Genomic DNA, 14337 nt, shown 5'->3' with positions numbered 1-14337 from the left:
CTCTCCCCCCTGCGGGGCGAGGGAGTCGAGCACCGACCGGCCGCGCATTCACTTCGGCGCGGCGGCCGCGTTCAGACTCCGGTAACCATACGCCACGGCAAAGCCCCCGAATGGACCGCCCTTGCCGCACCTCGGCCAAGTTGCGGCCAAAATCCGGCGCCCTAGTCCCAGACCGACGTCGTCGTGCGGGGGACACTCGCGCTGCGCTCAACGCGAACAGGGGAATAACGATGAACGCCATGCGTCCGGAAAAGACCGAAGCCACCGAGACCGAGACCATCGACACCAACCTTGCCGCAGTGACGGAAGTCGAAGCCGGCATCCGTGACTTCGTCCGCAACGACATCGCCTATCTGCGCCGTCCGGCAGCGACCGCCGCGGACGCGCCGCCGCTCGATCCGAGCGCGGAGGCCACCGTCACCAACGTCAACTCGCTGATCCAGCGCGTCGCCGGCACCTCCCTCGCCGAGATCGAGAATTTGATCTCCGAGCTCGAGAGCCTGCGCGACCTGCTCCACGCCGAAGGCCAGCGCGTCCAGCGCGAGATCTCCGGCTACGCCCAGCTCAGCCAGGCCGCGATGAAGTCGACCCGCATGATCGCCGACAACGTCTCGCAGTGGAAGCGCGCCGCCGACGGCCTGCGCAACAGTTGATCGCTGCATCCCGCATCACCAGCCGCCGCGTTCCGAAAGGGGCGCGGCGGTTTTGATTCGTGGGGTGTGTGACGGTGCGCACGCGCCCCACGAAAAGTGTCATCACGCGAAAGCGGGTGATCCAGTATTCCAGAGGCAGCGAGGCTAGAACTGTGACGCGCGGCGTACCGGATGCCCCGCTTTGGCGGGGCATAACAGCGGAGGGGTTTGAACTTCCCGCATCCATCCGGCGACTAACGCCAAGCGCTCTTGCCATCGCGGCCGGGCCTGGGGACTTTTCATGGAAAGCATTCGGCCCGACACCACCGACCCGATACCGCTGCGGCCCGCGCCGAACCAGTTCGGCACGATCATGCTGCGTTTTGTCGGTTTGCTGGCGGTTGCGATCGCGACATTGGCGTTCGTCTATAGCCGCTGAGGGCGGAGGCCGCGGAGTTAACGAAATCTTACCGGGCGGCTTCCACGGTCGAAGCTTCCAGGGTGTAGGCGCCGTCGGCATAGCCCTTCACCACCATGCCGGCCACCAGCATCACGGCCAGCGTCGCGGTAGCAAAGATGAATCCGACCAGCTTGAGTGCGCCGCGGTCTGCCATGGTCCTCGTCCCCTGTACTCTGCCCAGTTCGTTCAAATAGACAGCGACAGGTTCATAATTGGTTAGCAACTCGATGGTTCCGCGCATTGCTTCGCGGGAAAACCATGTTGCGCAGGCTTATGGCAGCCACCCGGAATCGCGTCCATAGCGCGGGGGCAACACTCGCGCGCTGTTTTCGCCGTTCATCCTGGAACGAATCTAACCGCCGTTCACACGCATCGGCACGAAGGCGGTTGCGGTGATGGCGTAGACGTCCTCGCCGCGCTGGTTGGTGCCGGTGGTGCGCGCGGTCAGGATGCCCCAACCGGGTCGCGAGGCGGAGCTGCGCTTGTCGATGACGACGTTGACGTAGGTGACGATGTCGCCGGCGAGCACCGGCCTGATCCAGCGCAGGTCGCGAAAGCCCGGCGACGGGCCCCACACCGCGACCTCCTCGCCGCGCGAAGCGGCTTCCCGCGCCAGGCGCTGGCCGTCGGCGACAAGCAGGCTCATGCAGGCCGACCCGACGTGCCAGCCCGAGGCCGCGAGCCCGCCAAACAAGGAGTTCTTGCCCTCCTCCTCGTCGAGGTGAAAACGCTGCGGATCGAACTTTGCGGCGAATGTCTTGATCGACTCGGCCGTGAACGTATAGGCGCCGATCTCACGGCGATGCCCAATCTCGATCTCCTCGAAAAACGGCATCAGACCGCCCCTTCGCGCCGCTTGATCAGGATCGGCGACGTCATCTCGCACAGCGCATCACCCCCGGCGTTGCGCACGGTGCATTTGAATTTGACGATGCCGAGCTCCGGGCGGCTCTTCGAGGTGCGGGCCTCCACGACGTCGACTTCGAGCATGAGATCGTCGCCGGGTCTGAGCGGCGACAGCCACCGCACTTCGTCGACGCCGGGAGATCCCAGCGAAGCGGCGCGGGTGATGAAACCGTCGGCCATCATCCGCATCATCAGCGAACAGAGATGCCAGCCCGAGCCGGACAGGCCGCGCAGCATGCTTTTGCTGGCGGCGTCCTCGTCGAGGTGCATCGGCTGCGGATCGAACTCGGCGGCAAAGGCCACGATCTCGTCGCGCGTGACATGGCGCGGGCCGAATGTTCCGAACCGGCCGGGCGGGAAATCTTCGAAGGTCAGGGTCATCTTGGGAAAGGTTTGAGGGAACGACAGATTGTGGCCGCACTTTGCGGCAATCTCAACCCGCCGGCCCGCATGGCTCGTGCTACATTCGGCGCGCCGGCGTCGGTCTTGAGTCGGATCGAGCAGGGGCCACGATCCATTTGCAAGGCCCGACAACACCTGAATTGCCCTGGGGAGAGCAATGTTTTCATTCAGCGACCTGTTTCAATGGGACCGCTTTATCACGCCGACGATCATCAAGACCTTCTACTGGCTGGTGATCGCGCTGATCTGCCTGTTCGGCCTCTCCGGCATCTTCTCCGGCCTCGCAATGATGGCGATCAGCCCGTTCGGCGGCTTCCTGATGCTGCTGTCGTCGATCGCGAGCGTCGTCGTCGGAATCGTGTTCTCGCGCATTCTCGCCGAGCTGATCCTGATCATCTTCCGCATCAACGAGCATCTTGGCGCGATCAGGGATCAAGGCGGCGGGGTGCGGTAGGGCGCTTCCGGGGCACGAACTCCAGCGTCTTACGTGTTGAACCTGAAATGCATCACGTCGCCGTCGGCGACGACGTATTCCTTGCCTTCGAGGCGGAGCTTGCCGGCATCGCGGGCGCCGGCTTCGCCGTTCAGCGCGACGTAGTCCTCATACGCGATGGTCTCGGCGCGGATAAAACCCTTCTCGAAGTCGGTGTGGATCACGCCGGCCGCGCCCGGCGCCTTGGTGCCGCGATAGATGGTCCAGGCGCGCGCTTCCTTCGGGCCCACCGTGAAATAGGTGATGAGGTCGAGCAGCGTGTAGCCGGCGCGGATCAGGCGATCGAGGCCGGCCTCTTCGAGACCCAGCGTCTCCAGGAAGTCGGCGCGTTCGTCGCGCGAAATGGTGGCGATCTCGGATTCGATTTTTGCCGAGATGACGACCGCAATGGCGCCTTCCTTGGCAGCCTGGTCCTGCACCGCCTTCGAGAACGAATTGCCTGATGCGGCCGAGCCTTCCTCGACGTTGCAGACGTAGAGCACGGGCTTGGACGACAGCAGGCCGAGCATCCCGAAGGCGCGCTCCTCCTCCGCCTTGCGCTCGACGAGGCGCGCGGGCTTGCCTTCGCGCAGCAGCACCAGCGTGCGATTGACGAGGTCGAGCTGCTCCTTGGCGTCCTTGTCGTTGCCCTTGGCCTTCTTGGACAAATTGTCGACGCGCTTCTCGAGGCTGTCGAGATCGGCGAGCATCAGCTCGGTCTCGATGGTCTCGATATCGGCGAGCGGGGCGATCTTGCCTTCGACATGGGTAATGTCGGAGTCCTCGAAGCAGCGCACGACATGCGCGATGGCGTCGACCTCACGGATGTTGGCGAGGAACTGGTTGCCGAGGCCTTCACCCTTGGACGCGCCGCGCACGAGGCCGGCGATGTCAACGAAGGTCAGCCGGGTCGGGATGATCTGGCCCGACTTGGCGATCGCTGCGAGCTTATCGAGCCGCGGATCCGGCACCGCGACCTCGCCGACATTCGGCTCGATCGTGCAGAACGGATAGTTCGCCGCCTGCGCCGCGGCCGTCTCGGTCAGCGCGTTGAACAAGGTCGACTTGCCGACATTGGGCAACCCGACGATCCCGCATTTAAATCCCACGAGCGTTATTCCTTGCCGTTGTCGTCCTTGGTCAAAAATCCCTTCGCCTGCATGGCGAGGTGCACCCTGTTGGCGAAGGTCGCGTCCGTGCCTTTGGCAACCAATGCCGCGTGCTCGGCCACCGCGTCGCAGAGCGTCGCCACCCAGTCGTTGTCCGCTTTGGCGAAGTCCGACAGCACATGGCCGTGCACCAATTCCTTGACGCCGGGATGACCGATGCCGAGCCGCACCCGGCGGTACTCGTTGCCGATATGGGCGGAGATCGAGCGCAGGCCGTTGTGGCCGGCGATGCCGCCGCCGATCTTCACCCGCACCTTGCCCGGCGGCAGTTCGAGTTCGTCATGGAATACGGTGACGTCGCCCGGCGCGATCTTGAAGAAGCTTGCCGCTTCCTGAACGCTGCGGCCGGAATCATTCATGTAGGTCATCGGCTTGAGCAGGATCACGCGCTCGGTGCCGAGCGTGCCTTCCGAGGTCTCGCCCTGAAACCTGCGGCGCCAGGGTGCGAAACCATGACGCCGCGCGATCTCGTCGACGGCCATGAAGCCGACATTGTGCCGGTTACGTGCGAATTTCGGGCCGGGATTGCCGAGCCCAACAAACAGTCGCATGACGCGGCGCGCCCCTCGCTCGGCGCGCGATCAGGGACCGCGCGCCAGCTTTGAGAGATTACTTCTTCTTGTCGCCGCCGGCGGGAGCCTTGGCAGCCGGGGCCTTGGCAGCCGCTGCCGGAGCAGCAGCACCCGCAGCCGGAGCAGCACCAGCCGCCGGAGCAGCAGCACCCGCGGCAGGAGCAGCAGCAGCAGCCTTCAGCTCTTCGGCGTAGCCGGACGGCGGCACGATGGTGACGAGGGTCGCGTCCTCGGAGGTCAGCGCCTTCACGCCGGCCGGCAGCTTGATGTCGGAGAGATGCAGCGAGTGGCCGATTTCGAGCGAACCCACGTCGGCCTCGATGAACTGCGGGATGTTCTCCACGCCGCACTCGAGCTCGATCGCATGCGCAACGATGTTCACGGCGCCGCCGCGCTTCACGCCGGGCGAACCTTCGGCCTTCACCACGTGCAAGGGAACGCTGATGCGGATGGTGGCGCCTTCGCCGAGCCGCATGAAGTCGACGTGGATCGGGAAGTCCTTGACCGGATCGAGGTGGTAGTCGCGCGGAATCACGCGGTGCTTGTTGCCTTCGAGGTCGATGTCGACCAGCGTGGTCAGGAACCGGCCGGCGAGGATGCGCGAGCGCAGTTCGCGATCGTCCACCGAGATGGTCAGCGGGGGCTGGTTGTTGCCGTAGATCACTCCGGGCACTCTCCCGGCGCGACGCTCAGCCCGGGCGGCCCCCTTGCCGCTCTTCGGACGTGCGGTCGCCTTCAATTCCTTGACGGTCGCCATAACGTTAAGTCCTTGTTTTTGCAAAAGTTAATGGGCCGCAACGCGGCCCATGGCATACGCCGCAGCAAGCCTCCAGGGGTGCGGGGGCTGCGGACGTGGCGGGCTTTTACCCGGAAGACGCGGAAATAACAAGGAGAATGGGCGGCCGGAAGGAACCGGATCGCCCGGAAGGAGCCGGCGGAGTTACCCGCCGAGCTTGGCCTCCAGCGCCGCGATGCGCGCCTTCAGGGCCTCGTTCTCCTCGCGCGCCAGGCGCGCCATATCCTTGACCGCCTCAAACTCCTCGCGCTTGACCAGGTCCATGTCGCGCAGGAATTTTTCGGCCTGGGTGCGCATCACCGTGTCGAACTCGCGCTTGACGCCCTGCGCGGCGCCGGCGGCATCGTTCATCAGGCGGCCGATCTCGTCGAAAAACCGGTTGTTGGTCTGGGTCATGTCGGTCTCCTGGCGGCTTTCGATGAACTCTGCGCGAACGCGCGGGGAGACAATGGCAATCCGATTGGGCGGGTTCAAGGGCCGATCGGCGGTATCCTTGTCATGCCCCGGTTTCCTTGCAATCGTATTCAACGTCCCTGCATAAGAAGAATCACAAAAGGCGCTCGAGATGATCGATCAGCAGATCGCGATCCCCACCAAGGACGGTCACACCGCAACCTTCATCAGCCATCCCGAACGCGGCGGGCCGTTTCCGGTCATCCTGTTCTACATGGACGCGCCGGCGATCCGCGAAGAGCTGCGCGACATGGCGCGCCGGCTCGCAACATCGGGCTATTACGTGATGCTGCCGAACCTCTATTACCGCTCCGGCGTGATGGAGCTCGGCGCGCTGCCGGCCGATCCGAACGCCCCGGAACGCAAGCGCATGTTCGCGCTGATGGGATCGCTCACGATCCCCATGATCATGGACGACACGCGGGCGTTGCTCACCTATGCCGAGGGCCAGGCGGCCGCGAACACCAAACTGATCGGTACAGTCGGCTACTGCATGAGCGGCCGCTACGCCGTCAACGCCGCCACGCATTTTCCCGATCGCGTCAAGGCCGCCGCTTCGGTCTACGGCACCCAGCTCGCAACCGACCAGGACGACAGCCCGCATCTGGCGGCAGCCAAGACCAAGGCCGAACTCTACTTCGCCTGCGCCGAGACCGACATCTACGCGCCCGCCGAGATCATCGAGAAGGTGAAGCAGGGCATGAGCGGCGCCAAAGCCGAAGTCGAGATCTATCCCGGCACCCATCACGGCTTCGCCTTCCCCAAGCGTCCGGCCTATCACCGCGACGCCGCCGAGCGGCATTGGGAGCGTCTGCTGGCGCTCTATCGCCGCAATCTCGTCCAGACATAGAAGGCGCGATGCAACTTCTGCTCATCGACTTTCCCGCCTTCAAGCCGATCGCGATCGAGATCGGCCCGTTCGCGATCCGCTGGTATGCCCTGGCCTATATCTGCGGCATCGTGTTCGGCTGGCTCTATGCGCGCTCGCTCCTGAAAAGGGAGCGGCTGTGGGGCGGCCCGGCGCCGATGTCGCTGGTGCAGATCGACGACTTCATTCTGTGGGTCACGCTCGGCATCATCCTCGGCGGCCGCACCGGTTATGTGCTGTTCTACAACCTGCCCTTCTTCATCGACCATCCCGCCGCGATTTTCAAGCTGTGGGAAGGCGGCATGTCCTTCCACGGCGGCTTCCTCGGCTGCGTCGTCGCGGTGATGTGGTTCGCCTATCGCAACCGCATCTCGATCCTGTCGCTCGGCGACATCACCACCGCCGTCGCTCCGGTCGGGCTGCTGCTCGGCCGCATCGCCAATTTCATCAACGGCGAATTGTGGGGCCGCGCCGCCGACCCGGAGCTGCCCTGGGCGATGATCTTCCCCAATGATCCCACCCAGCTGCCACGCCATCCGAGCCAGCTCTACGAGGCCGGCATGGAGGGCATTTTGCTGTTTGCCGCCCTCGCGATCATGATCCGCTTCGGCGCCCTGAAACGGCCGGGCATGATCCTCGGCGCCTTCATCCTGATCTATGGTTTGAGCCGGATCGCCGGCGAGCATTTCCGCGAACCGGACGTCCAGCTCGGCTTCCTCTGGGGCGGATTAACCATGGGCATGCTGTTGTCGATCCCGATGCTTATTGTAGGCCTCATACTTATTGTATTGGCAGTGAGGCGCGGTGCGCCCGAGCCCGTAGGGGCTATTCGTTAATTCCTTTTGAGAAGATAGGCCGTGACCGACCAGCCGTTACTCGACGAGATCAAGGCGCTGATCAAATCCTCGGGCCCCATGCCGGTCTGGCGGTACATGGAACTGTGCCTGATGCATCCGCGCTATGGCTACTACGTCTCGCGCGATCCGTTGGGACGAGAAGGCGACTTCACCACTGCGCCGGAGGTCAGCCAGATGTTCGGCGAGCTCTTGGGCCTGTGGACCGCCTCGGTGTGGAAGCAGATGGGCTCGCCGCAATTCCTGCGGCTGATCGAGCTCGGCCCCGGCCGCGGCACCATGATGGCCGACGCCCTGCGCGCGCTCCGCGTGCTGCCGCCGCTCTACCAGGCGCTCCACATCCACATGGTCGAGGTCAATCCCGTCCTCCGCGAGCGGCAGAGTGCGACGCTGTCGGGCGTGCGCAACATCGCCTGGCACGACAGCATCGACGACGTGCCCGAGGGACCGAGCATCATCCTCGCCAACGAATATTTCGACGTGCTGCCGATCCACCAGATGGTCCGACACGAGAACGGCTGGCACGAGCGCGTGATCGAGGTCGACGCCAACGGAAAACTTCAATTCGGCGCGGCGGCCGAGCCGACGCCGCGCTTCGAGGTGTTGCTGCCGTCTCTGGTGCGCGCCGCGCCCGTCGGGGCCGTGTTCGAATGGCGGCCCGATGCCGAGATCATGAAGCTCGCCAGCCGCGTGCGCGACCAGGACGGCGCGGCGCTGATCATCGATTACGGTCATCTGCGCAGCGATGCCGGCGACACCTTCCAGGCGATCGCGCGCCACACCTTCACCGATCCCCTGAAGGCGCCGGGCCAGGCCGACGTCACAGCCCATGTCGACTTCCAGGCGCTCGCGCGCGGGGCGGAGGACGTCGGCGCCCGCGTGCACGGGCCGGTGACGCAGGGCGATTTCCTCAAACGCGTCGGCATCGAGACCCGTGCAGCCGCCTTGATGCAGAAGGCGGCGCCTGACGTCGCCACCGACATTTCGATCGCGCTCAAGCGCCTGACCGAAACCGGGCGCAGCGGCATGGGTTCGATGTTCAAGGTGCTCGGCATCTCCGAGCCGCGGCTGACGGGCCTTGCGGGACTCAGCGATCTCGAACGCGCCGGAGACGATTCATGACGCTTGCCTCCTCGCTGCTGTCCGCGGTGCCCGGCCTGCGCCACGCCTTCTTCACCCGCGAGGGCGGCGTCTCGGGCGGCATCTATTCCGCGCTGAACGGCGGGCTCGGCTCCAATGACGACCAGGCCCTTGTTGCGGAGAACCGCCGCCGCATGGCCGAGCATGTCGGCGTCGCACCCGAACGCTTTCTCAGCCTGCACCAGATCCATTCGCCCGACGTGCTCGTGGCCGAAGCTCGGTGGCCGAGCGGGCCGCGGCCGAAGGGCGATGCGCTGGTGACGAAGGTGCCCGGCATCGCGCTCGGCGTCTCCACCGCCGATTGCGGACCGGTGCTGTTCGTCGATCCCAATGCGGGCGTGATCGGCGGCGCGCATGCCGGCTGGAAGGGTGCGCTCACCGGCGTGCTGGAGCAGACCATTTCGGCGATGGAAAAACTCGGCGCCTCGCGGAGCCGCATCATCGCCGCGATCGGCCCGCTGATCCGCCAGGACAGTTATGAAGTCGGCAACGAGTTCGTGGCGCGCTTCATCGAGGCGGATGGAGACAACGCCATGTTCTTCATCCCGTCGGTGCGCGAGGGACACGCGATGTTCGACCTCGCCGGCTTCATCCGCAAGCGTCTGGAAGCCGCGGGCATCCTGATGATCGACGATCTCGGTCTGGACACCTACGCCGACGAACGCTTCTTCAGCTACCGCCGCTCGGTACATCGCAAGGAGCCGGATTACGGCCGCCACGTTCACGCGATCGCGCTCGAAGCGTGAACACAAAGGCAACCCCGTGTCATTCCGGGGCGATGCCTGCGCGCGATGATAGTGGCCTGTGGCGCCCCCGCCCTAGACGTTAATGCGTTTTAACGATATCGCTGCCCTCCATAATGAGGGACGCGTCATTCATCTTGCGCCGCGCGGGTTCGCGCGTGCTCGCGGTCATGCTGCTGACGGCCGCGCTTGGCGGCTGTGCCGGTGGCGGTGGCGCCGCGAACTCCTATGCGATGGCGCCGAGCGCCGGCTCGGGGGCGACAGTCGCGTTCGAATCGATCGACGGGCCGCCGCCGCAAGTGTTCGACCGCATGGTCGGCGTGCTCGACAGCGAATCCAAGCTGCGCAGCCTGTCCGTGGTCTCCCGCGAGGGGACGGCTGCCTACCGCGTGCGCAGCTACCTCTCCGCCCAGATCGTTCGTGGCAAGACCGTGATCGCCTGGGTCTGGGACGTCTACGACGCCAACCAGCAGCGGGCGCTGCGCCTTTCCGGCGAGGAACCGACCGCGGCCAAGGGCGGCCGGGATCCTTGGGGCGCTGCCGACGACCTCGTGCTGCGGAAGATCGCCCAGGCCGGATTCAGCGGACTTTCCAACATGATCAACGGTACACCGGATGCGCCGAACTCGGCGCCCGGCTTGCGCGGGCCGGCCGTGGCGAGCGTGATCCCGGAGGCTCCATTGGCCGACATGCCGGCCTCGGCGCTGGGCTATGCCGAGCGCTAACCCCCGCGAAACCACGGCCCCGTTTTCCGGCCAAACCGTTGGCCGGACTCGGGATTTCGCAGGGAAAACGTAGTGCCCCGGGTTGCCATTGCAGCCCCCGGCCTGATATTTCCTCGCCCGTCGTAACCGTGCTTCCAGTGGGTATTGTTTGATGTTGAACATCGTGTCCAGCAAAGCGCGGGAGGAAGCGTCCATGTCGGCCAAGAACGGCTCCATCAAGCTCGTCGCCGGCAACTCCAATCCGGCTCTCGCTCAGGCCATCGCGCAAGGTCTCGACCTGCCGCTGACCAAGGCGGTGGTACGGCGCTTCGCCGACATGGAGATCTTCGTCGAGATCCAGGAGAACGTGCGGGGCTCGGATGCCTTCGTCATCCAGTCGACCTCGTTTCCGGCGAACGACCATCTGATGGAATTGCTGATCATCACCGACGCACTGCGCCGCTCCTCGGCGCGCCGCATCACCGCGGTGTTGCCCTATTTCGGCTACGCCCGGCAGGACCGCAAGTCGGGTTCGCGCACGCCGATCTCGGCAAAACTCGTCGCCAATTTAATCACCCAGGCTGGCGTCGACCGCGTCATGACGCTCGACCTGCATGCCGGCCAGATCCAGGGCTTCTTCGACATCCCGACCGACAATCTCTACGCAGCGCCGCTGATGGTGCGCGACATCAAGGACAAGTTCGACCTCTCCAGGACAATGGTGATCTCGCCCGACGTCGGCGGCGTGGCGCGCGCACGCGGCCTCGCCAAGCGCATCAACACCCCGCTCGCGATCGTCGACAAGCGCCGCGAGAGGGCGGGTGAATCCGAGGTCATGAACGTCATCGGCGACGTCGCCGGCTACACCTGCATCCTGATCGACGACATCGTGGATTCCGGCGGCACGCTGGTGAACGCCGCTGACGCGCTGATCGCCAAGGGCGCCAAGGACGTCTACGCCTACATCACCCACGGCGTGCTCTCCGGCGGCGCGGCGGCCCGGATCACGAACTCCAGGCTGAAGGAGCTGGTGATCACCGACTCGATCCTGCCGACGGATGCGGTGAGCAAGGCCCCGAACATCCGCACGCTGCCGATCGCCAGCCTGATCTCCGACGCGATCGCGCGCACCGCGGCGGAAGAGTCGGTGTCGAGCCTGTTTGACTGAGGTTTTCGCCTCTGGCCGCTTGCGGAAAATCGTAGGGTGGGCAAAGGCGCAACGCGCCGTGCCCACCTTTTTTGTGGCCATGAAGACGGTGAGCACGCTCCGCCTTCGCTCGTCGAGTTCCGGCGGACAAGTCGCTTTGCCCCCTACGGCCTCACGCGCCGCCGCCCCCCGGGTTGTTGCCAACGAGCGCCCATGACATCATCCGAATCCCGAGTCATCTCTGCCCTCTGGATGCCCGATGCCACGCCGGAAATTTGCCTGGGAGAAGCTGTCGGATGATGAGTTGCTCAAGCAACGCCTCTCCAGCCTGAGGGTTACGGTCGAAGGCACCTGGCTCGAGGATTGCGTCAGCGCGCTGTACGAGGAGCTCCAGGAGCGCGGCATCCGGCTGCGGCCGCACACCTGGATGTCGAGCGAATGGTTCAGTCCGGGCGGCGTTCCCGGCATCGCCATTCCGTTCTATCTCGCTCATCCCCGCCTGATGAAGCTCGAGAAGAAGATGATGTTCGACGTCGAGGGCGGAACCTGGCGTGAATGCATGGCCATCCTCCGTCACGAAGCGGGCCACGCCATACAGCACGGCTACCAGTTGCAGCGCCGCCGGCGCTGGCAGCAACTGTTCGGCCCGTCGTCGAAACATTATCCGCGCTATTACCGGCCCAATCCGGCCAGCCGGCGCTATGTCCAGCATCTGCGGCTCTGGTACGCGCAGAGCCATCCGGACGAGGATTTCGCCGAGACCTTTGCGGTGTGGCTGCGGCCCCGTTCGAACTGGCGGACACGATACGCCGGCTGGCCGGCGCTGAAGAAGCTCGAATATGTCGACGAACTGATGGGCGAGATCGCGGGCAAGCGACCGCTGATCACGACGCGGGAGCGTGTCGATACGCTGGGTCGGCTGAGCCAGACGCTCGAAGAGCACTACAAGAAGAAGCAGGCGTTCTACGCCTTCACGCCCCCCAAGACCTACGACCGCGATCTGTCCCGGCTGTTTTCAGCCGATCCACGGCATCACCGCTCGAAGCCGGCTTCGGCCCTGATCCGGCGGCACCGCGCCCATATCAGGCAGCTGGTGGCGCGATGGACGGGCGAGAATCAGCTTACACTCGATGCCGTGCTCGACGAGATGATCTCTCGCTGCCGCGAGCTCGATCTGCGTGCCGTCGGCCCCGAACAGAAGCTCGTTCTCGACTTCATCGTCCTCGTGACCGCCAAGACGATGCACACGATGTTTGGCCCGTCTCAACGAAAATGGATCGCGCTATGAGACGTCTGCGCATTCTGGTGCTCATGCATCCGGACTTCGTGCCGCCGGACTCCAGCGACGGACACACCGTGCAGGAGATCAACGCGTGGAAAACCGAATACGACGTCGTGAGTACCTTGCGCGCAGCCGGCCACGAGGTTCGACCACTCGGCGCGCAGGAGGAAATCAAGCCGGTGCGCGAGGCGATCGAGGAGTTCAAGCCGCACGTGGTGTTCACGCTGCTGGAGGAATTCCACAACAACGTCGCCTTCGACCAGCACATCGCGAGCTATCTCGAGCTGATGAAGGTCCCTTATACCGGGTGCAATCCGCGCGGCCTGACCCTGGCCCGCGGCAAGGATTTGTCCAAGACGCTGGTGCATCACCGCCGGATCGCTGCGCCGGCCTTTGCGGTCTTCCCGATGCGCCGCAAGGTGAAACGCCCGACACGCCTTGCGCTGCCGCTGATCGTCAAGAGCCTGAACATGGATGGCTCGTTCGGCATCTCGCAAGCCTCCATCGTCGACACCGACGAGAAGCTGGCCGAGCGGGTTGCCTTCATCCACGAGCGGGTCGAATCCGCCGCCATCGCCGAGCAGTTCATCGAGGGGCGAGAGCTTTACGTCGGCGTGCTCGGCAACAATCGCTTGCGCGTTCTGCCGGTCTGGGAGCTGAAATTCGGCAGCATGGGTGGCCGCTCGTCACGGCATATCGCCACGGAGAAGGCCAAGCACGACACCGACTATCAGGAGAAGGTCGGCATCGTCGACGGGCCTGCGAAGGATCTGGCGCCGGAAGTGACCGCCAGGATCCAGCGGGCCGCGAAACGCATCTACCGGGTGCTCGGCCTCGACGGCTATGCGCGCATCGATTTTCGTCTCACTGCCGACGGCACGCCATATTTCATCGAAGCCAATCCCAATCCCGAGATCGCCAAGAGCCAGGAGTTCGCCACGGCCGCTCTACATGACGGACTGAAATATCCGGCTCTCCTGCAGCGCATCCTGACGCTTGGGATCAGCCGCGCCAAAGCGGGGGTGTCACTGGGGTGATGACGGCGGCGATCGCCCTCATCCTTCGAGACGCGTTTCGCGCCCCTCGGGATGAGGGATGGTCGTTGCGCTGCGTTACACGATTCCCGCGGCGACCTGGCCGCGCAGGCGTTCGAGCCCGAGCAGTGTCTCCGCGCAGGCGGCTGCCACTTCGACGCCCTTGATGGCAAAATGCTTGCGGAAGAAATCGTAGTGCACCTCGGTCTCGTGGAATTGCTGCGGCGTCAGCACCGCGGAGAACACGGGCACCTCGGTGCGCAGCTGCACGTCCATCAACGCCTTGATCACGGTATCGGCGACGAACTCATGGCGGTAGATGCCGCCGTCGACGACGAGGCCGGCCGCGACGATCGCGGTGTAGCGTCGTGTCTTGGCCAGGATCTGCGCATGCAGCGGGATCTCGAACGAGCCCGGCACCTCGAACACGTCGACATGATTGAGGTGGCGCGCTTCTGCCTCCTTCGCGAAGGCGATGCGGGCCTCCTCGACCACGTCGCGGTGCCAGCAGGCCTGCACGAAGGCCACCCGCTGCGGTTTCGCGAAGCGCGGATGGTCGGGCACCGGATCTTGCGGAACCGGCGGTGGCGTTTGAGTTGGTTGGGACGTTTCGGCTTGGGGATCTTGCAACATCTGATTCATGGCTTTCCTCAGTTAAGGACCAGAATCAGGGCACACGGAACGACAAACAGCCGCATCCTGC

The 14337-nt window shown here is 64.7% G+C and carries 19 protein-coding genes; 11 read left to right on the top strand and 8 right to left on the bottom strand.

Annotated elements, in window-relative coordinates; genetic code table 11:
• Positions 1-230 precede the first annotated feature (230 nt).
• A complete protein-coding gene (locus IVB19_RS05290; RefSeq protein WP_018453528.1) occupies positions 231-653 on the top strand; it encodes a hypothetical protein in 423 nt (140 codons plus the stop codon).
• A gap of 280 nt (positions 654-933) precedes the next feature.
• Positions 934-1071, top strand: a complete 138-nt coding sequence (locus tag IVB19_RS05285; RefSeq protein WP_018453527.1) for a hypothetical protein — start codon at positions 934-936, stop codon at positions 1069-1071.
• 28 nt (positions 1072-1099) lie between these two features.
• On the opposite strand, the gene IVB19_RS05280 is transcribed toward IVB19_RS05285, so the two are convergent.
• The 3 genes from IVB19_RS05280 to IVB19_RS05270 form a co-directional block, all read right to left on the bottom strand.
• Complete coding sequence (locus tag IVB19_RS05280; RefSeq protein WP_007596790.1) at positions 1100-1246, bottom strand: hypothetical protein; 147 nt, start codon at positions 1244-1246, stop codon at positions 1100-1102.
• A 198-nt stretch (positions 1247-1444) separates the two neighbouring features.
• Positions 1445-1927 carry a MaoC family dehydratase gene (locus IVB19_RS05275; RefSeq protein WP_018453526.1) on the bottom strand — a complete coding sequence of 161 codons (483 nt, stop codon included), beginning with the start codon at positions 1925-1927 and terminating at the stop codon, positions 1445-1447.
• Positions 1927-2379: a MaoC family dehydratase gene (locus IVB19_RS05270; protein ID WP_018453525.1), complete on the bottom strand. Its 453-nt coding sequence runs from the start codon at positions 2377-2379 to the stop codon at positions 1927-1929. The genes IVB19_RS05275 and IVB19_RS05270 overlap by 1 nt, the downstream gene beginning before the upstream one ends.
• Before the next feature lie 178 nt (positions 2380-2557).
• Between IVB19_RS05270 and IVB19_RS05265 the strand changes: the two genes are divergently transcribed.
• Positions 2558-2854 carry a DUF4282 domain-containing protein gene (locus tag IVB19_RS05265; RefSeq protein WP_018453524.1) on the top strand — a complete coding sequence of 99 codons (297 nt, stop codon included), beginning with the start codon at positions 2558-2560 and terminating at the stop codon, positions 2852-2854.
• A gap of 29 nt (positions 2855-2883) precedes the next feature.
• On the opposite strand, the gene ychF is transcribed toward IVB19_RS05265, so the two are convergent.
• From ychF to IVB19_RS05245, 4 genes are all read right to left on the bottom strand, one after another.
• Positions 2884-3981: a redox-regulated ATPase YchF gene (gene ychF / locus IVB19_RS05260; RefSeq protein ID WP_026232547.1), complete on the bottom strand. Its 1098-nt coding sequence runs from the start codon at positions 3979-3981 to the stop codon at positions 2884-2886.
• A 5-nt stretch (positions 3982-3986) separates the two neighbouring features.
• Positions 3987-4592 (bottom strand): aminoacyl-tRNA hydrolase, encoded by a 606-nt coding sequence (gene pth / locus IVB19_RS05255; protein ID WP_018453522.1) that lies wholly within the window; start codon positions 4590-4592, stop codon positions 3987-3989.
• 58 nt (positions 4593-4650) lie between these two features.
• Positions 4651-5370 (bottom strand): 50S ribosomal protein L25/general stress protein Ctc, encoded by a 720-nt coding sequence (locus IVB19_RS05250; protein ID WP_018453521.1) that lies wholly within the window; start codon positions 5368-5370, stop codon positions 4651-4653.
• A 183-nt stretch (positions 5371-5553) separates the two neighbouring features.
• Positions 5554-5805, bottom strand: coding sequence for an accessory factor UbiK family protein (locus IVB19_RS05245; RefSeq protein WP_007596812.1), 252 nt, complete (start codon positions 5803-5805; stop codon positions 5554-5556).
• Between the two features lie 169 nt (positions 5806-5974).
• Here IVB19_RS05245 and IVB19_RS05240 point away from each other — a divergent pair, with 169 nt between their 5' ends.
• The 8 genes from IVB19_RS05240 (at position 5975) to IVB19_RS05205 (ending at position 13637) form a co-directional block, all read left to right on the top strand.
• Positions 5975-6712, top strand: coding sequence for a dienelactone hydrolase family protein (locus IVB19_RS05240; RefSeq protein WP_018453519.1), 738 nt, complete (start codon positions 5975-5977; stop codon positions 6710-6712).
• A gap of 8 nt (positions 6713-6720) precedes the next feature.
• Positions 6721-7566: a prolipoprotein diacylglyceryl transferase gene (lgt, locus tag IVB19_RS05235; protein WP_247371553.1), complete on the top strand. Its 846-nt coding sequence runs from the start codon at positions 6721-6723 to the stop codon at positions 7564-7566.
• Positions 7567-7587: 21 nt separating this feature from the next.
• On the top strand, positions 7588-8706 hold the full coding sequence (locus IVB19_RS05230; RefSeq protein ID WP_247821056.1) for a class I SAM-dependent methyltransferase: 1119 nt from the start codon (positions 7588-7590) through the stop codon (positions 8704-8706).
• On the top strand, positions 8703-9470 hold the full coding sequence (gene pgeF, locus IVB19_RS05225; protein WP_018453516.1) for a peptidoglycan editing factor PgeF: 768 nt from the start codon (positions 8703-8705) through the stop codon (positions 9468-9470). The genes IVB19_RS05230 and pgeF overlap by 4 nt, the downstream gene beginning before the upstream one ends.
• Before the next feature lie 113 nt (positions 9471-9583).
• Complete coding sequence (locus tag IVB19_RS05220) at positions 9584-10192, top strand: hypothetical protein (RefSeq protein ID WP_018453515.1); 609 nt, start codon at positions 9584-9586, stop codon at positions 10190-10192.
• A gap of 193 nt (positions 10193-10385) precedes the next feature.
• A complete protein-coding gene (locus IVB19_RS05215; protein WP_007614838.1) occupies positions 10386-11339 on the top strand; it encodes a ribose-phosphate pyrophosphokinase in 954 nt (317 codons plus the stop codon).
• Positions 11340-11577: 238 nt separating this feature from the next.
• Positions 11578-12606: a putative zinc-binding metallopeptidase gene (locus tag IVB19_RS05210; protein WP_018453513.1), complete on the top strand. Its 1029-nt coding sequence runs from the start codon at positions 11578-11580 to the stop codon at positions 12604-12606.
• Entirely contained in the window at positions 12603-13637 is a 1035-nt protein-coding gene (locus IVB19_RS05205; RefSeq protein WP_018453512.1) for a D-alanine--D-alanine ligase family protein, read from the top strand. The genes IVB19_RS05210 and IVB19_RS05205 overlap by 4 nt, the downstream gene beginning before the upstream one ends.
• Before the next feature lie 75 nt (positions 13638-13712).
• Here IVB19_RS05205 and IVB19_RS05200 read toward each other — a convergent pair whose 3' ends face one another.
• Positions 13713-14276, bottom strand: a complete 564-nt coding sequence (locus tag IVB19_RS05200) for a 6,7-dimethyl-8-ribityllumazine synthase (RefSeq protein WP_026232546.1) — start codon at positions 14274-14276, stop codon at positions 13713-13715.
• Positions 14277-14337 lie beyond the last annotated feature (61 nt).

The sequence above is a fragment of the Bradyrhizobium sp. 187 genome, assembly GCF_023101005.1.
GTDB classification, from domain to species: domain Bacteria; phylum Pseudomonadota; class Alphaproteobacteria; order Rhizobiales; family Xanthobacteraceae; genus Bradyrhizobium; species Bradyrhizobium canariense_D.
The sequence above is the reverse complement of the archived record's forward strand: the minus strand, read 5'-3'. Positions and strand labels throughout refer to the sequence as shown.